Genomic DNA, 17,671 nt, shown 5'->3' on the forward strand with positions numbered 1-17,671 from the left:
GACGAGCAGACCGGTTGAAAATTCGCCGCCGATTTAAAATAATCTGATTTGAAACAGATGGATCGCAGTGATTAAAACTTAGGTTAAACGCTTTGAGAAAGACAAGAGGGTTAGAGGCGGGTTCCGATCCGATATTGCTTGATCTTGTTATAAAGACTGGCGCGGGAGATACCCAAAAAGCGGGCGGAGAGCGATTTATTACCGTTATGTTTTTCGAGGGCATGCATGATCTGCTCACGCTCGACCTTTGCAAGCGCCTCTTCCATGCTCGAAGAGTGAGCGGCAAAGGGGGATGTCCCCGACAAATCGGCCCCCTCTCCGATCATGAATGCTTCGGGAAGGATTTCGGAATCGGGGGAGACAAGGACGCCACGCTCGATGACATTCTCCAGCTCCCGCACATTCCCATGCCAGGGGAATTTCGTCAACACTCCAATCGCTTCCTCCGATAGGCGCAGCGGCGCTCTGCCGTCGGGAAGGGAATATTTCTCGATAAAATGCCGGGCCAGCAAGGGGATGTCTTCGGGCCGCTCCCGTAAGGGGGGGATCACCATCGGCATCACCGCCAGCCGGTAGTAGAGATCTTCTCGAAAGCTCTTTTTGGCGATCGCTTCCTTCAGCGGCTTGTTGGTGGCGGCCACCACCCGCACATTCACCTTGATGCTCCGATTGCCTCCCACCGGCCGCGCCTCCCCTTCTTGCAACACCCGAAGGAGCTTCGACTGAAACGCCAAGCTGGTGTCGGCGATCTCGTCGAGGAAGAGGGTTCCCCCTTCGGCTTCTTCGAAGAGCCCTTTTTTGTTCTGGATGGCGCCGGTGAAGGCCCCTTTGACATGGCCGAAGAGTTCGCTCTCCAGCAGCGTTTCGGGAAGGGCGCCGCAGTCGATGGCGATGAAGGGGGCATGGCATCTTAGGCTGTTCTCGTGGATCGCTTTGGCGACCAGCTCTTTGCCGGTGCCGCTCTCGCCGTAGAGGAGGATCGTGGCATTGCTCGGGGCGACCCTTTGAATCGTCTCAAAAAGGGCCTTCATCTTCCGGCTCCCCCCGATCATCCCGCAAAAAGAGGGGGGGGCCTCCGCTCGATCTATGGCGGAGGGGGCTTCCTCGATCGGGACATCCCGAACGACCTCGATGACCCGGGCCACCTTTCCGTCTCGATCAAAAATTGGATAGGCGCGGAGCCGCTCTGCAAGCGCGGTCCCCTCTTCCGTAGGGTGCCCCTTCGACTCTTCACCCGGCCGAGCGCCGTTTCCATCCTGAGGAACCGCACGCTCTTCGGCGGAGATCGGTGGGGCGACGGAGTCGTCCTCACCCAAGGAACAGGTCTCCCCTTCCGAAGCAACAGAAACACGCTTTTCTTGATGATTCGACTCGGTCACAAGCCTCCGTTCTTCGCTGATACCAAGAAGTTTGATTATCTTATTGAAACGGCCAATCTGTGTCAAGATTTTATTGACATGACAAATCCGGTCGGTCGCCCAGCAAGACACCGGATCGCCGTACCGTCAGTTGTTTTTTATTTTTTGGGATGATAGAATGCAGCCGTCTTTAAGAAAGGGAGTCTTTTAAGCGTGAAATGGATCGTACCCCTGCGGCTGATTTACATCGCAGGTTTGTTCCTCATTTGTCTGCCCGGTTTTTCGTTCGCCTCTTCCCCCGCCGATCGCGCCAAATCTTCCTTTGAAGAAGGAATCGAGCTGAACAAGCAACGGCGCTACGATGAGGCCCTTGAGAAATTTATCCAGGCGGCGACATTGAGCCTCGACAGCCATATCTACCACCAGGCGGTTTACCGGACCCAGATTGCCCTGCGCCGCGGTCCCCAAGGAACACAGTTCTACAAAGATCTGGCGGCGAAACACCCGACGAATGCAACGGTCCATTACTGGCTCGGCCGGTTCCATCTGGAAAGCCGCGCTTTGGAAGAGGCGGCGAAGGAATTCGAGGAGGCCGCCCGGCTGGCCCCTCGGGACGAACACGCCTTTGTTTCGCTAGGGCATGTCTACCTTCGGATCGGAAAAGAGAAAGAGGCCTTGGAAGCCTACACGCAGGCGAACAAACTCTCGCCCAAAATTGCGGTCGTCCATGCCGGCATGGCCAATATCCATTACCGCCGGAACCATTTCGACAAAGCGCAAAAGGAGTATGAAGCGGCGCTTGCGATCGATCCTTCACTCATGGAAGCGCGGTACAATCTGGGTCTGATCTATGAGAAGAAGGGGGAGATCTCCAACGCCGTGAAGCAATGGCAGGCGATGGTCGAGGCCGATCCGAATGAATCGAGGGCGCGCGAGAAGCTCGCGCGGGTTTATTTCCTCGGCGGGGAATATCTCGATGCAACCCGGGAGTACGCCACCCTCTCGCAGGTCAAGCAAGGCTCACCCGACATTTTCCTCGCCCTCGGCGAATCCCAGCTCTTGCTGGCGGCAAGTCTCTCCGACCCAAACGAGCGCCGGCAATTGATCACCATGGCGATTCAGGCGTTTCAACGGACCGTTGAGCTCGATCCGAAAAACGTGCAGGCCCGCAAATATCTGGACCGCTTGAACTCCGAGAAACCGGCGCGGGCGCAAAAAAATGAAAGAGCACCTTCGGAAAAAACGGGAAAGGGGAAAAGCGTTGAATAGAATGGATCACCGCGCTCTGATATTTTACGGAATCTCGATCGCCGCGATGGTTTGTTTCACGCCGATCGCTTCTTTCGCTGTCGAACGGACGTACGATTGCGCCGCGCAAGAGAACCGCGATAAGCCGACGACCATTGAAATTCTTCTCGCCGGAAAATGGAAGAACCGCACCAAAGAGGTGAAGCAATCTTTCACAACGGTGGACGAATCGTTGAAAGTTCGGATCAAGTTTTTCCCCTTTTTGGATCCCCCCATGAACATCGGGATCGGCCGATGCGTCTCCGCCGAAGAAGCTCGCCTCGCCATCCGGGAGGCGATCCGTCACAACGGCGGGGTCGACCGGCTGATTATGCAAGATATTATGCCCCACCACTGGGTCAAGATCGGGACGACCGACACCTCCGAGCTGACCTGGATTCCGATCAGCCCGGAGGAGCTGGCCCGATTGACCGACCCTTCCCTCACGACTGAGAAATTTCACGATCTTTACAGAGAGTTGGCCCGTCAAAAAGAAAAGAAGTTGCCCTTTGGGATGGGAAACCCAGAGCGCGAACAAACACAATGAGAATCCCAATCGTCGTGGTATCGATATTTAAGAATGAATCGATGCGAATGCGGCGGCTCTTTTCTCGCCTCCTCATTGCAGCGGTGCTCATCGCCGTCGTCGCCCCCGCCATAGCGGCCCCGCCCGATCGGTCGGACGTGGAAGTCCTGGAGCATCGGTGGCGTCCGGACGCGGTTTGGGAAAAGATCGGAAAGACGAAATTCATCTGGAGCGCCACCCTCCGCAATCATTCCGACGCCAAAAGGAGGGTCTTCGTTTACTACGATCTCTTGAGCGCCGACAATGTCCCTCTGGCAAGCAACGTCGCCAATAAAACGATCGCGCCGGGTCAAACCGTCGAGGTTGTTTCAGACTCCTACATCAACAGCAACTTTCTTTCCCAGGTCAAAAGCAGCCGCGTCACGGTGAAGCTTCGCTTTCCAAACTAAAACCAAATTTTATTAGTTGATTATTGATCGTCTGAGCGGTTTGCTTTAGGCCCGGCTGGAAGCGTTCGGATTTTCTTTGTTTTTCTTCTTTTGACGGCTCGATTCCAGCGCTTGTGCGATCAGTTGGAGGAACTGATCAATTTGATGAAGCGGTTTGACGTAATAATGGTAGGCGCCTCGAATAATCGCTTCTTTGGCCACCTCCTCGGAAGCATTGCCGGTCAGGAGGATCACCTCGGTGTGAGAAGCCATCTCTTTGAGCTCTTTTAGAAAATCGATCCCGTTGACCCAGCCGGGAAGGTCGAAATCGATCGTGGCGAGATCGAATTGCTCTTCTTGAACCTTGCAAAGGGCATCCTCCCCGGTGGCAACCGTGACAACCTCATACCCGTTGCCTCTGAAAAGGTCGACCAAAAGCTCCCGGAAGCTTTTATCGTCATCCAGGACCAGGATCCGAGGAGGCCTCGTCTTTATTTGATCCTTCTTATCGTCCATACTGAATAGTATACAAGATCGTTGTCCTAGAGATCTTTCGATCCAATGCGCTGTCCATTCAGGTAGACAAACGGGGGGGACGCAGTCCTCTCCATAACTCATTGTCATCTTTTAACCAGTTGTATTTAAAGGCGAAAGTTATTTTACCTTCGGGGTCCTGCTGGCATCCCATTTGCTCTTTATGTTATGTAAAGATGAGGGAACAAACTTTGAGGGGGACTGCCATGAGAAAGAACGATTTGAAGATGGGAGCCAAGCCGCTCCTGCAGACGACAGCCCTCGATTTGATGGAACGGGCCGTGGTCTTCTTTAAAAAAGAGACGAAGTGTGACGCGATCCTCTCGTGCATGGTCAACGGAAACTTCGGAAGCGTTCCGGTTGTGGATGAGGAGATGAGGCTCCTCGGTATCGTGAGCGAGTACGATCTTCTCGACGCCCTCATGACCGGCGTCGATGTCACCCACCTTTCGGCCGAGGAGATCATGAAACATCCCCACGCCGTTTCGATCGACTGCCCGGCCTTGGAAATCGGCCGCTTCATCCAACAGAATCATCTGATCCGTCTGCCGGTGGTCGATCAGGACAATCGGTTGGTCGGGATGGTCGCACGGCGCGACCTTTTGAACGGATACCTGGAAGCGCTTCTTGAACGAGATAAAGACGCTTTGTAGGGGCGTATTGCAATACGCCCCTACAAAGCAAAAGGAGGTATTCCATGCAACAAGAAGAGAAGATGACCATGGAGGACCGAATGACCCCCGATCCGGTCACGATCCGCTCCGACCAGACGATCGGAGAGGGGCTGGTCCTGATGTTCGAGCATGACATCCGCCATCTCCCGGTCGTCTCTCACGGGAAGGTGGTCGGGATGGTCTCCGACCGGGATATTCGCCAGCTCCTCGGGAAGGCGAGCATTGCCGCGAAGCACCGCGAGGAAGAGCGGCGCCAGCTTCGGCTTCCGGTCACGGAGATCATGGCGACCCATCTTTATACCGTCGAGAAGACAACCCCTCTTGCCGAGGGGGTCCGGCTCATGGTAGAACACAAGATCGGCGCCGTTCCGGTCGTCGATTCAAAGCAGCATGTCGTCGGGATCTTCAGCGAGCTCGATGCGCTGCGGTACTGTCTCTATCTCATTGAACGATACCAAAGTGTACGCTCTTAAATAAAGGACCGATATGAAAAAACCGTCCACACGACAAGCGATCCGGAAAATTTTGGTCCCCACCGATTTCTCGCCCCACTCCGAGCGGGCCGCCGATTACGCTGCGATGCTGGCGGACGGCTTTCAAGCCGAGATCGTTCTCCTCCACGTGGTCGAGCCGTTCCCCTACAGCGTGACCGACACGATGACGGTTATCAACCACGGCGAAGCGCTCAAGACCATCGCCTCCTCTCTGCTCGAGAACGCCCGCGCGAAGCTGGAGCAGAGCGGCGCCACGGTCGAAGCCCATCTCACCCGCGGAGTCCCCTATGAGGAAATCCTTGCCTGGGCCGGCAAAAAGAAGATCGATCTCATCGTCATGGGAACCCGCGGACGAACCGGGGTCGGACACTTCCTCCTCGGAAGCGTCGCGGACCGGGTCGTCCACCTCGCCCCCTGCCCGGTCCTAACGATGACCGCTGCAAAAGGGGGCTCAAAATCGGTGAGGCGTAAGCGGTAAGTCAAAAGACGGCTGTCTTTACCCCTCACGCTTGACGCTTCACGCCTCACGTCCCCTCAAATACCCCCTTTGGGGGATTGTCCCCCCGACCCTGTTGCGGGAGAATTGCAACATGTAGATCGATGATCTCTATCGCAACGGGGTATCCAAATGGCTTTTAAACAGATCCTTGTCCCGAAGGTCGTCCGCTTGGCCCCCTGCGCCGTTCTCTCCATTCCCCTGGCTGAGTCGAGGAGACCGGCGTGAACGAAAAACCCTGGCATCAATTGACCGCAGCGCAGACGCTGACCGTGCTGGAGAGCGCGCCCGAGGGGCTTTCTCAAGCCGAGGCCGCGCGGCGACTGTCGGATTACGGTCAGAACAGCCTCAAAGAGACCGAGGGGAAAAGCCCCTGGTCGATCCTCCTTCGCCAATTTACCGACCTGATGATTCTGATCCTTCTCATCGCAGCCGGTATCGCCTGGTCGATGGGGGATCTCACCGACACCGCGATGATTCTGGTGATCGTACTCCTCAATGCCGCGCTCGGCTTCAGCCAGGAATACCGGGCCGAGCGGGCCCTCTCCGCCTTAAAAGAACTGGAGCAGCCGCAGGTTGTCGTCCGACGGGAGGGGGCCTACCTCCAAATTCCCTCCCGGGACTTGGTTCCCGGAGACATCGTCGACGTGGAGGCGGGACAGAAAGTCCCCGCCGACGGGCGGCTGATCGAGACGGTTCAGCTCAAAGTCGATGAGTCTCAACTTACCGGCGAATCGGTCCCGGTCGGCAAGGAGCTCAAACCTTTAAACCAGAGGGAGGTTCCGTTGGGAGATCAGATCAACCGGATCTTCATGGGAACCGCCGTCATGACGGGGCACGGCTCGGCTGTGATCACCGAGACCGGCATGCGGACGGAGCTCGGGAAGATCGCCTCCCTTCTCCAGACGGTGGAAGACCGGAAGACCCCGCTGCAGCGCCGGCTCGCCTCGATGGGGAAAAGGCTCGCCGCTGCGGCATTAATCGTAACGGCGGTGATCTTCGTCGCCGGACTGCTCCGGGGAGAAACAATCGAGACGATGCTCCTCACCGCGATCAGCCTGGCGGTCGCCGCCATCCCGGAGGGGCTTCCGGCGATGGTCACCATCGTCCTCGCCCTCGGCGCCCAACGGATGGTCCGGCGCAACGCCCTCATCCGCAAACTTCCCGCCGTCGAAACACTCGGAAGCGTCACGACGATCTGCACCGACAAGACCGGAACGCTGACGCAGAATGTGATGTCAGTCGAAGCCATCTATGTCGACGGCCGCCGGGTGCAGGTCTCCGGAAGCGGGTACCGGCCGGAAGGGCACCTTTACAAAAAGGGAAAAATGTTCGATCCGCTGACCGATCAACCGCTTCTCCATCTCCTCCGCGCCGCGGTTCTCTGCTCGAATGCCCGTCTCGAGCTTCGGGGGCGCGAGTGGACGGTGCTCGGCGATCCGACGGAGGGAGCCCTCCTCGCAGTCGCCGCCAAAGCCGGACTTTGGAAAGAGACGCTCGAACGCCGATATCCCCGCATCGCGGAGATTCCCTTCGACTCGTCCCGCAAAATGATGACAACGCTCCATGAAGGTCTGGAAGAGAAGCGCTGGGTCTTCACCAAGGGGGGGCTTGAAGAGGTTCTCCGGCGATCGGCTTTTATCATTCAAGACGAAAAGCCGGTCCCCTTGACCGATCATCACCGGGAAGAGATCGCCCGGATACACCAAGAGCTCGCCGGGGCCGGACTGCGCCTGCTGGCATGCGGCATGCGGGAAGTGAAAAACCGGATCGACATCGACCCTTCCGATCTCCGTGGGGTCGAAGAAGCGTTGACCTTTCTCGGTCTCTTCGGAATGATCGATCCCTTGCGGCCCGAAGCGGCGGAAGCGGTCCACCGCTGCCGGGCCGCGGGGATTCGTCCGGTCATGATCACGGGGGACCATCGGATTACCGCCGAGGCGATTGCGGCCCAGTTGGGTATCAAGGAGGCCGGTGAGCAGGTCCTGACCGGGGAGGAATTGGCCCGGCTCAGCCCCGAAGCGCTGGAGCCGATGGTCGAGAAGATCTCGATCTACGCCCGGGTCGCCCCCGAACACAAGGTGAAGATTGTCGAGGCGCTCAAGCGCCGGGGGGAGATCGTCGCGATGACGGGCGACGGGGTCAATGACGCTCCCGCGCTGCGGGCCGCCGATATCGGCATCGCCATGGGGCGAAGCGGGACCGACGTGGCCCGCGAAGCCTCCGACATGATCCTGCTGGACGACAACTTCGCGACGATCGTCTCGGCGGTGGAGGAAGGACGGATCATCTACGACAATATCCGGAAGTTCACCCGGTATATTCTCTCCACCAACAGCGGCGAAATTTTGATCATGCTCTTTGCGATCCTCTTCGCCCTCCCCCTCCCGCTCCTTCCGATCCAGATCCTCTGGACGAACCTCGTCACCGACGGCCTCCCCGCCCTCGCCCTCGGCCTGGAGCCCCCCGAACGGGACGTCATGCGAAGAGCGCCGCGGTCTCCCGAAGAGAGCCTCTTCGCCGGCGGCCTCGGCCTCCATATTGTCTGGGTCGGATTGCTGATGGGGCTCGGAACGGTCGCCCTCTTCGCCTGGGCGGTTCAAACGCGCGATCTGGCGCATGCCCGAACGATCGCCTTCCTGACATTGATGCTCTTTCAGATGTTTCATGTCCTGGCGATCCGCTCGGAGCGCGATCCTCTCTGGCGGATCGGCCTCTTCTCCAATCCACACCTGTTGGGGGCCGCCGTTCTGACCCTCTCTCTTCAACTGGCCATCACCTATCTGCCGCCGCTTCAGGCGCTCTTCAAGACGACGGCGCTGACGGCGGGCGAGCTGCTCGCCTGCATCGGGGTCGCCTCGACGGTTTATTTTGCCGTGGAGGGAGAGAAATGGTTGCGCGCTCATTCAAAAGGAGAAACCGTATGATCAAACTGGAACATCTTCTGGTGGCGACCGATTTCTCGACCTGCTCGAAGGAGGCGCTCGATCATGCCATTCAGCTCGCCCTCAAGATGAACGGACGGATGACCCTCCTCCACATCTTCGAATCTCCTTTCGTCTACCCGGCGGAGACGTCGCTCGGCTCCTACCCCGAGGTCTATCAATGGCTCCAGGATTTCAAACAGGAGGAGATAAAAAACCTGGATGCCCTCAGCGATGAAATTCGGAAGGAGGGTCTTCCGGTTGAGACGATTTTTAAAGAAGGGAGCCCGTCCATCGAGATCATCCGAACGGCAAAGGAGGTCGGCGCCGACCTGATCGTCATGGGGACGCATGGCCGCAAAGGCCTCTCGCACGTTGTGATGGGGAGCGTCGCCGAGCGGGTGGCGCGCGAAGCGCCTTGCCCGGTTTTCATCGTCCGAGAAAAAAGAGTGGAGCAGGCTGCAAAAAAATGAGGACACTGTGAAGCAAACCTGTAAAGGAGGTCTATCATGAAAGCACTTGTGTATCACGGCCCCGGCAAACGGGCCTTGGAAGAAAAACCGAAGCCCGCGATCCAGGCGCCGACCGATGCGATCGTGAAAATCACCAAGACAACGATCTGCGGGACCGATCTGCACATCCTCAAGGGGGACGTCCCGACCGTCACCGACGGGCGGACCCTCGGACATGAGGGGGTCGGCGTGATCGACCAGGCCGGCGACGCCGTCGGGAGCTTCCGACCCGGCGACCGGGTTCTAATCTCCTGCATCACCTCCTGCGGCCGCTGCGCCAATTGTAAAAAGGGGATGTATTCGCACTGTGAAAACGGCGGCGGCTGGATTTTGGGAAATACGATCGACGGAACCCAGGCGGAGTATGTCCGGATCCCCTTCGCCGACACCAGCCTCTACAAAATCCCGGAAGGGATGGATGAGGAGGCGCTGACGATGTTGAGCGATATCCTTCCGACCGGCTTCGAGTGCGGGGTGCGGAACGGCGAGGTCAAGCCGGGAGATGTCGTCGCCATCGTCGGGGCGGGTCCCATCGGTCTGGCGGCGTTGACCACGGCACAACTCTACTCCCCTGCCGAGGTCATCATGATCGATCTTGACGACAATCGCCTCGACGTCTCCAAAAAGTTCGGCGCGACGAAGACGATCAACAGCAGCGACGGCCGGGCCGTCGAGAACGTGATGGGATTAACGAACGGCAAGGGGGTCGATGTCGCGATCGAAGCGGTCGGCATTCCGGCGACCTTCGAGCTTTGCCAGAAGATCGTCGCTGCAGGCGGCCACATCGCCAACATCGGCGTTCATGGAAAACCGGCCCCCCTCCATCTGGAGACCCTCTGGTCACACAACATCACGTTGAGGACGCGGCTGGTCGATACCGAGACGACGCCGATGCTCCTCAAGATGGTCCGGTCCGGGAAGCTGCAGCCGAAGCAGTTCATTACCCACCGCTTCGATCTGAACGACATCATGAAAGCGTATGATACGTTCATGAACGCCGCCAAGGAGAAAACGTTGAAGGTCGTGTTGGCGGCGTGATGAAACCCACCCGTCGTGCAGGGGGCGCCGCATGCGGCGCCCCCTGCGGTGACGCAGATGACGAAGGACCGAAACAAGAAGAAACGGCCGGCTGAAAAAGAGCCCGGTTTCCGCGGGCTGATTCGGAGGCGGTTGCGGGAGGCGGTTTTCGGGGTCCAGGACGGTCTCATCTCGACCCTCGGCGCCCTCACCGGAATCGCGGAAGGGACGGAGAGCCGGGCGGCGGTTGTCATTTCCGGAGTGGTGATCATCGTCGTCGAATCGCTGTCGATGGCCGCCGGCTCCTATCTCTCTTCAAAATCGCACAAGCAATACCTTCAGCGCCTTCTCCGGGAAGAGGAGGAGCAGATTGCAAGGGACCCGGAAGGAGAGCGGCGGGAGATCTGGGCGATGTACCGGGAGCGGGGTTATCCCGACGAGGAGATCGCGATCATTGCGAATCGGCTGCTGAGCGATAAAGCCCTTCTCCTGGAAGACATGGCGCACAAGGAGCTCGGCATCTCTCCGGCGAGCCTGGAGGGGCCGGCCGGCAATGCGCTCGTGATGGGGATCGCTTACGTCTTCGGCGGCCTCGTTCCGGTCCTCCCCTATCTGATCCTCTCGATCGACGCGGCGATGCCGCTCTCCGTTTCCGGCACGCTTATCGCCCTTTTTCTCTTCGGCGGGTTGAAGGGACGCCTCGTCGGCCAAAGGGGATGGCGCAGCGCGCTTGAGATGGTCGGCATCGCGGGTCTTGCAGCCGCGGCAGGATACGGGATCGGGCGGCTTGCAAGCTTTTGGATCAAGTAATATGATATAAGAGCGAAACGACACAAAGGCGAAAACCGATGTCCAAGATCAAACCGATCCCGGAGCGGGAACCGGCCCACGACATTTTTCGGCGGCGCCATCACCCCCTCGACGTTTTCTTCTCGCCGCGGACGGTCGCGCTCATCGGCGCGACCGAAAGCGAAGGGAGCGTCGGGAGGACGATCCTTCGAAATCTCATCGGCAACCCGTTCGGCGGGGTCGTCTTTCCGATCAATCCGAAACGTTCGAGCGTCTTGGGGATCAAGGCCTATCCGAGCATCGCCGAAGTGCCCGAGGCGGTCGATCTTGCCGTGATCGCCACCCCGGCGCAGACGGTGCCGGGGATCATCCGCGAATGCGTCCAAGCCGGCGCGCGGGGGGCGATCATCATCTCGGCCGGCTTCAAAGAGGCCGGAGCCGCCGGGGTCGAATTGGAGCGGCAGATCCTCGCCGAGGCGCGCCGCGGAAAAATGCGGATCATCGGCCCGAACTGCCTCGGGGTGATGAGCCCCCTCACCGGCCTGAACGCGACGTTCGCAGGAACCATGGCGCGGGCAGGCAGTGTCGGCTTCATCAGCCAGAGCGGGGCGCTTTGCACGGCGATCCTCGACTGGAGCCTTCAGGAAATGGTCGGCTTCTCCGCCTTTGTCTCGATCGGATCGATGCTCGACGTGAACTGGGGAGATCTGATCGGCTATCTCGGCGAAGATCCCCGGACGCAGAGCATCGTCCTCTACATGGAGTCGATCGGCGACGCCCGCTCCTTTATTTCGGCGGCCCGGGAAGTCGCGCTGACCAAACCGATCATCGTGATCAAGGCGGGACGGACGAAGGCGGCGGCCAAGGCGGCCGCTTCCCACACCGGGGCCCTCACCGGAAGCGACGAAGTGCTCCACGCCGCCTTCCGCCGTTCCGGCGTCCTGCGGGTGAACAGCATCGCCGACCTCTTTTATATGGCGGAAGTGCTCGCCAAGCAGCCCCGTCCCAAAGGACCGCGGCTGACGATCGTGACAAACGCCGGCGGCCCGGCGGTGCTGGCCACCGACGCGTTGATTCTCACCGGGGGAGCGCTGGCCGAACTGGCGCCGGAGACGATTCAGGCGCTCGATCAAATTCTCCCCCCCCACTGGAGCCACGGCAATCCGATCGACATCTTGGGCGACGCCAGCGCCGAGCGCTACGCGCAGGCGGTCGAGATCGCCGCGAAGGACCCGAACAGCGACGGCCTCCTCGCCGTCCTCGCCCCCCAAGCGATGACCGATCCGACGCAGACGGCCGAGCGGCTCAAGGGGCTCGCCCGGCTCGACGGCAAACCGCTGCTGGCAAGCTGGATGGGGGGGGCCGACGTCGCCGCCGGGGTGACGATCTTAAACCGCGCCGGCGTCCCGACCTTCTCCTACCCCGACACCGCCGTCCGCGCCTTCAACTACATGTGGCGCTACAGCTATAATCTCCGCAGCCTCTACGAAACGCCGGTGCTGGCCGCCGAGGAGGGGATCGATCGCGCCGCGGCCGAGCGGTTGATTCAAAAAGCCCGCAAGTCGGGCCGGACCCTTCTGACCGAGATGGAATCGAAACAGCTCCTCGCCGCCTATGCCCTTCCGACCGTCGAAACGCGGCTCGCAAAAAACGAGGCGGAGGCGGCCGAGATCGCCGCCGAGACCGGCTACCCGGTAGTCCTTAAGCTTCACTCCGAAACGATCACACACAAAAGCGACGTCGGCGGCGTTCAGTTGAACCTGGCCAACGCCGCCGCCGTCCGGCGCGCCTATCGGGCGATCGAGAAGAAGGTGAAGGGAGCCGATTTTCTCGGGGTCACCGTCCAGCCGATGATCGCCCGCGATGGTTACGAGCTGATCTTGGGGAGCAGCCCAGACCCGGAGTTCGGCCCGGTTCTCCTCTTCGGCGCGGGGGGAACACTGGTCGAAGTTTTCCAGGACCGGGCGTTGGGCCTTCCGCCGCTGACCACCACGCTGGCACGCCGGATGATGGAGCAGACGAAAATATTTACCGCGCTGAAGGGGGTGCGGGGGAAGGGGCCGGTCGATCTCGCCGCGCTGGAGCAGCTCCTCGTCCGATTCAGCCGGCTGGTCGTCGAGCAGCGGTGGATCAAGGAGATCGACATCAATCCCCTTCTCGTCTCCGAGGATCGGCAGATCGCGCTCGATGCCCGCGTCGTCGTTCATGGGAAGGAGGTCCGCGAGGAGGCGCTCCCCCAGCTCGCCATCCGCCCTTATCCGACACAGTACGTCAGCCGATCGACGTTGAAGGATGGCGCCCCGGTGACGATCCGTCCGATCCGGCCGGAAGACGAGCCGCTGATGGTCCGTTTCCACCAGGCCCTCTCGGACCAGAGCGTCTATCTCCGTTTCTTTCAACCGTTGAAGCTCAGCCAGCGGGTCGCCCACGAGCGGCTGACCCGGATCTGCTTCATCGATTATGATCGCGAGATGGCGCTGGTCGCGGAGCGGAAAGATCCCGACACGGAAACCCGGAACCTGCTCGGCGCCGCCCGGCTGACCAAGATCGAAGGAACCGAGGAGGCCGAATTTTCCATCTTGATCGCCGATCCTTATCAGCGGCAGGGGCTGGGCACCGAGCTTCTCCGCCGCCTCATTCGGATCGGCCGCGACGAGCACCTCAAAAAAATCCGCGCCGACATCCTTCCCGACAACACCGCCATGCAGCGGGTCTGCAAGAAGCTCGGCTTCCGCCTTCATCATCAAGTCGGAGACCCGCTGGTCTCCGCCGAGTTGACTCTTTGAGGAGAACGATGCCGCCGAAAATTTCCGTGGGGCGCCATGCCGGCTCCACCTCGATCGACATTAACCACTACCGGCCCCTCGTCGGAGACGAGCTGATCGACGAGCTGCTGGCGCTGGCGCGCCGGTTGAACGGGGTCCGGATTTGCCATCTCAACTCCACCGCTTTCGGCGGCGGGGTCGCCGAGCTCCTCTCCCGGTATCTCCCGCTCCTGCAGGCCCTCGACCTTTCGGCCGACTGGCGAATCATTCACGGGACACCGGTATTTTTTGAGACCACCAAAAGTTTCCACAATGCCCTCCAGGGAACGCGCTGTGATTTGACCGAGGCGGACCGGTCGGTTTATCTTCAGGCCAACGAGGAGAGCGCCAAGGTGATCGGGCGCGGCTACGATGCCTACATCGTCCACGACCCCCAACCGGCGGCGATCCGTCACTTTATCGGCGCGAGCCGAGCAAAATGGATCTGGCGCTGCCACATCGACAGCTCCGCCCCCGATCCGACCATGAGCCGATTCTTAAAACCATTCATCGAGGAATACGACGCCCTGGTCTTCACGATGGCCGAGTTTCTCCTCCCCGGCCTTCAGATCAAACGGGTCGCCTTTATCCCCCCCGCCATCGATCCCCTCGCCACCAAGAACATGGATCTGCCGATCGACCTCTGCAAGCGGGCGATGGCCGACTCCGGAATCGATCTCAGCCGGCCGCTGTTGCTCCAGGTCTCCCGGTTCGATCCCTGGAAAGACCCGCTGGGGGTGATCCAGGCCTATCGGCTGGTGAAAGAGGCGGTTCCGGGAATCCAGTTGGCCCTGATCGGCGGGATGGCGGGAGATGATCCGGAGGGATGGCGTCTTCTGGAGCAGATCGAAGAAGAAGCGGCAGCCGATCCCGATCTCTTCGTCTTCACCAATCTCGGAGGGGTCGGGAGCATGGAGGTGAACGTCTTCCAGCGCGGCTGCGACCTGATCATTCAAAAGTCGATCCGGGAAGGATTCGGCTTGGTCGTCTCCGAGGCGCTCTGGAAGGAGAAGCCGGTGATCGCCGGATGCGCCGGCGGCATCCCGATGCAGTTCCCGGAAGGGTACGACCGATACCTGATCGACACCGTCGAAGAGTGCGCCGACCGGGTCCTCCACCTTTTAAAACGGCCTGGGGAACGGGGTGATTTCGGACGGGCCGGCCGGGAACATGTCCGGAAACATTTCCTCCTCCCGCGGCTCCTGCGGGACGAGCTGCGGCTGATTGAAGACCTTCTCCGCCCCGGATGAAGATCATTGTCGAACACGAAGAGGTTCGGTACACTTTGGGGTATACTAAAAGTCAGGCCGTGATCACCCCGTTCCAGGAGTCATCATGAAAAGACCCCTTCTCTTACCCTTTCCGGGCAATGCCGGGCTGGCCGATGGGCTCTCCGGCCGAATCGATGCGGAGATCGGCAAGCTGATCGTCCGCCGGTTTCCCGATTGCGAGTCGTATGTCCGGATCGAAAGCCCGGTGGAAGGGCGCACCGTTCTTCTTTGCTGCACCCTCGACAGGCCCGACGACAAAATCATGCCGCTCCTTTTTATGGCGAAAACGGCGAGAGATCTCGGCGCCGAAAAAGTAGGATTGATCTCCCCCTATCTCGCCTACATGCGGCAAGATCATCGGTTCCACTCGGGGGAGGGACTCTCTTCGGTCTATTTCGGTCAACTTCTGTCCGATGTCTTGGATGGGTTGGTGACGGTCGATCCGCACCTCCACCGCCACCCGTCGCTGGAAGAGGTCTACTCCATCCCCAGCCGCGTGGTGCGCGCCGCCCCCGCGATCGCCCATTGGGTTCGTACCCATCTCCCCCATCCCCTCCTGATCGGTCCCGACCGCGAGAGCGAGCAGTGGGTCGCCGCCGTGGCGGCAGAGGCCGGCGCCCCCCATTTGATTCTGGAAAAAATTCGCCACGGCGATCGGGAGGTGGAAATTTCCCTTCCGATGGCCGATCAATGGCGCGACCGGACGCCGGTTTTGGTCGATGACATCATCTCCTCCGCCGGCACGATGATCGAAGCGGTCGGCCAGGTGCGGCGCGCCGGCCTCGCCCCGCCGGTCTGCATCGGCGTCCACGCCGTTTTCGCCGACCGGGCCTATGCCGATCTCCTCGCGTCGGGCGCCGCTCAAGTGATGACTTGCAACACCATTCCTCATGAATCGAACCGGATCGACGTGGGGGACCTTCTTGCGGAGGGGGTGTCCGCCCTTTTTTCACCGTGACCCCCGTTCGCGGCGCGGCCTTCATTCATTCCATTTCTTCAATTCTTCCGGCAGGCGGGGCGCTGTGTCGAGCATCGCGTTGGATAAGATTTTGGAGACGAGGGCGGCCCGATTGTGCACACCCATCTTTTGGTAGATCTTCTTGAGATGATCTTTCACGGTAAACGCGCTGATGAAGAGATGATCGGCGATCTCCTTGTTGGCGTCTCCCCGGCAGAGGCATTTGACGACGTCGATCTCCCGCTCCGAGAGATGAAACGTTTCCTGCACCTTTTTCATTTCGACAATCTCCATCCGGCCTTCGATCTGGACGATCCACCGATTTTGAAGCTGGAGGGCTCGTTTTTCGATGGCGAGTCGAACCGCCTCGACCAGCTGCGGCAAATCGTCCTTCGATTTCTCAAGATAATCGAATGCCCCCTCTCTCCGGAGCGACTGGACCGCCGTATCCAAGGAGGCCTGACCGGTTAGCATGATCGCGACGATTTCGGAATCGATTTTTTTGGCCTCGCGCAACACGTCGATGCCGCTGAGCGTTGGGAGATTGATGTCCAGAATCAACACACCCGGCAGGGAAACCCGTTGATGGAGGAAATCGATCGCCTCCCGACCGTCTCGCGCGATGTGGAGGAGATTCGAGATTCCCCCCTTTTCGAGGGAGTGCCGGATCAGGTCGACATCCAACGGATTGTCCTCCACCAGCAGAATAAAGACCGATTCCTTGTCGAGTGTACTCATCCGGGATATACCATCCAGCCGCTCAAGGTGACGATGAAGGGGAGTATAATACCCCTCTATCCGACTGTCAAACGGCTACCGAACGACAGAAGGAGTCCGGATCTCCGGAAACATCTCCTCCGAATGCCGTTCAATTCAATACGTCGTCCGCTGTTTTAAAGAAGATCTAATCCACTTCCCTAAAAAAGGAATCGTCTCAGATGATTTTTAACGAAAAAAAAGAGGGGGCCTCCCCCTTACCACGAATCCCTCTTTACCCTGAGGCCGTTTTTGTTATATTCTTGTCGATAATTAACCATCGGAAAAAACCAGGTGAACGAGACCTAGAACACGCCGTTTGCGGGGTTGCGTTACGTTCCGCACTCAGGCAGAATGACTTCATCAATAAGGAAGGAGGAGCCCATGAAAAAAACAACCCCCAAAAAAAATGAGAACTTCCCCCAGGAAGAGGTCAACGGGAGGCCGGACGATCGGCTGCTGCAAGAGCGGATTGCCGAACGGGCCTACGCGCTTTATCAGAGTAGAGGACAATATCACGGAAACGACCTGGCCGATTGGCTGGAAGCCGAACAGAGCGTTCTCTCCGAACACGGCTCAAATGCGGTTTCGCCCGCGCCCGCGGCCAAGCCGGCCTCGCGCGCGAAATCGACCCGGAAGCGAAGCGGCGAGCAAAAGGCTTCGTAATTCCCTCATCCGGAACCCATTCACCTTTTTGGAAACAAATCCGGGGAGCGGTTCGCCCGAAGCGTGGAGGGATCTGTCTATGTCGATGGGGAAAATGGGGCGGGGTGTCTCGATCGACGCCCCTCGCCGCGCCGAAACCGGTCCCCTGTAGAGACGTCCCGGCGGAACGTCTCTACA

At 59.5% G+C, this 17,671-nt stretch carries 17 protein-coding genes; 14 read left to right on the top strand and 3 right to left on the bottom strand.

Features of this window, described 5'->3' with window-relative positions:
• Window positions 1-110: 110 nt before the first annotated feature.
• A complete protein-coding gene (locus MCM46_07375; protein ID MCG3111631.1) occupies window positions 111-1,379 on the bottom strand; it encodes a sigma 54-interacting transcriptional regulator in 1,269 nt (422 codons plus the stop codon).
• Between the two features lie 192 nt (window positions 1,380-1,571).
• On the opposite strand from MCM46_07375, the gene MCM46_07380 reads away from it, so the two are divergent.
• Genes MCM46_07380 through MCM46_07390 form a run of 3 tightly spaced genes read left to right on the top strand, consistent with a single transcriptional unit; the run spans window position 1,572 to window position 3,620 of the window.
• Window positions 1,572-2,627: a tetratricopeptide repeat protein gene (locus MCM46_07380; GenBank protein ID MCG3111632.1), complete on the top strand. Its 1,056-nt coding sequence runs from the start codon at window positions 1,572-1,574 to the stop codon at window positions 2,625-2,627.
• A 1-nt stretch (window position 2,628) separates the two neighbouring features.
• On the top strand, window positions 2,629-3,192 hold the full coding sequence (locus tag MCM46_07385) for a hypothetical protein (protein ID MCG3111633.1): 564 nt from the start codon (window positions 2,629-2,631) through the stop codon (window positions 3,190-3,192).
• 41 nt (window positions 3,193-3,233) lie between these two features.
• A complete protein-coding gene (locus tag MCM46_07390; protein ID MCG3111634.1) occupies window positions 3,234-3,620 on the top strand; it encodes a hypothetical protein in 387 nt (128 codons plus the stop codon).
• 45 nt (window positions 3,621-3,665) lie between these two features.
• Here the strand turns inward: MCM46_07390 and MCM46_07395 are convergent, their stop codons facing one another.
• Window positions 3,666-4,115, bottom strand: coding sequence for a response regulator (locus MCM46_07395; protein MCG3111635.1), 450 nt, complete (start codon window positions 4,113-4,115; stop codon window positions 3,666-3,668).
• A gap of 224 nt (window positions 4,116-4,339) precedes the next feature.
• Here MCM46_07395 and MCM46_07400 point away from each other — a divergent pair, with 224 nt between their 5' ends.
• The 10 genes from MCM46_07400 to MCM46_07445 all read left to right on the top strand — a co-directional run bounded on the left by MCM46_07400 (window position 4,340) and on the right by MCM46_07445 (window position 16,072).
• Window positions 4,340-4,786, top strand: coding sequence for a CBS domain-containing protein (locus MCM46_07400; GenBank protein ID MCG3111636.1), 447 nt, complete (start codon window positions 4,340-4,342; stop codon window positions 4,784-4,786).
• A gap of 44 nt (window positions 4,787-4,830) precedes the next feature.
• The gene (locus tag MCM46_07405) at window positions 4,831-5,280 is read left to right on the top strand and encodes a CBS domain-containing protein (GenBank protein ID MCG3111637.1); all 450 of its coding nucleotides are present in this window, start codon (window positions 4,831-4,833) and stop codon (window positions 5,278-5,280) included.
• A 13-nt stretch (window positions 5,281-5,293) separates the two neighbouring features.
• Window positions 5,294-5,779, top strand: a complete 486-nt coding sequence (locus tag MCM46_07410) for a universal stress protein (GenBank protein ID MCG3111638.1) — start codon at window positions 5,294-5,296, stop codon at window positions 5,777-5,779.
• A gap of 242 nt (window positions 5,780-6,021) precedes the next feature.
• On the top strand, window positions 6,022-8,724 hold the full coding sequence (locus MCM46_07415; protein ID MCG3111639.1) for a cation-translocating P-type ATPase: 2,703 nt from the start codon (window positions 6,022-6,024) through the stop codon (window positions 8,722-8,724).
• On the top strand, window positions 8,721-9,194 hold the full coding sequence (locus MCM46_07420; GenBank protein MCG3111640.1) for a universal stress protein: 474 nt from the start codon (window positions 8,721-8,723) through the stop codon (window positions 9,192-9,194). The genes MCM46_07415 and MCM46_07420 overlap by 4 nt, the downstream gene beginning before the upstream one ends.
• A gap of 36 nt (window positions 9,195-9,230) precedes the next feature.
• The gene (locus MCM46_07425) at window positions 9,231-10,271 is read left to right on the top strand and encodes a zinc-dependent alcohol dehydrogenase family protein (protein MCG3111641.1); all 1,041 of its coding nucleotides are present in this window, start codon (window positions 9,231-9,233) and stop codon (window positions 10,269-10,271) included.
• Between the two features lie 57 nt (window positions 10,272-10,328).
• On the top strand, window positions 10,329-11,060 hold the full coding sequence (locus tag MCM46_07430) for a VIT1/CCC1 transporter family protein (GenBank protein MCG3111642.1): 732 nt from the start codon (window positions 10,329-10,331) through the stop codon (window positions 11,058-11,060).
• A gap of 38 nt (window positions 11,061-11,098) precedes the next feature.
• Window positions 11,099-13,825 (top strand): bifunctional acetate--CoA ligase family protein/GNAT family N-acetyltransferase, encoded by a 2,727-nt coding sequence (locus MCM46_07435; GenBank protein ID MCG3111643.1) that lies wholly within the window; start codon window positions 11,099-11,101, stop codon window positions 13,823-13,825.
• Between the two features lie 8 nt (window positions 13,826-13,833).
• Entirely contained in the window at window positions 13,834-15,093 is a 1,260-nt protein-coding gene (locus tag MCM46_07440; protein ID MCG3111644.1) for a glycosyltransferase, read from the top strand.
• Between the two features lie 85 nt (window positions 15,094-15,178).
• Entirely contained in the window at window positions 15,179-16,072 is an 894-nt protein-coding gene (locus MCM46_07445) for a ribose-phosphate pyrophosphokinase (protein MCG3111645.1), read from the top strand.
• Between the two features lie 21 nt (window positions 16,073-16,093).
• Here the strand turns inward: MCM46_07445 and MCM46_07450 are convergent, their stop codons facing one another.
• Window positions 16,094-16,810 carry a response regulator transcription factor gene (locus tag MCM46_07450; GenBank protein MCG3111646.1) on the bottom strand — a complete coding sequence of 239 codons (717 nt, stop codon included), beginning with the start codon at window positions 16,808-16,810 and terminating at the stop codon, window positions 16,094-16,096.
• Between the two features lie 402 nt (window positions 16,811-17,212).
• Here MCM46_07450 and MCM46_07455 point away from each other — a divergent pair, with 402 nt between their 5' ends.
• Window positions 17,213-17,494, top strand: coding sequence for a DUF2934 domain-containing protein (locus MCM46_07455; GenBank protein MCG3111647.1), 282 nt, complete (start codon window positions 17,213-17,215; stop codon window positions 17,492-17,494).
• Window positions 17,495-17,671: the final 177 nt, after the last annotated feature.

The organism is Candidatus Manganitrophus morganii, assembly GCA_021651055.1.
In the GTDB taxonomy this organism is placed as follows: domain Bacteria; phylum Nitrospirota; class Nitrospiria; order SBBL01; family Manganitrophaceae; genus Manganitrophus; species Manganitrophus morganii.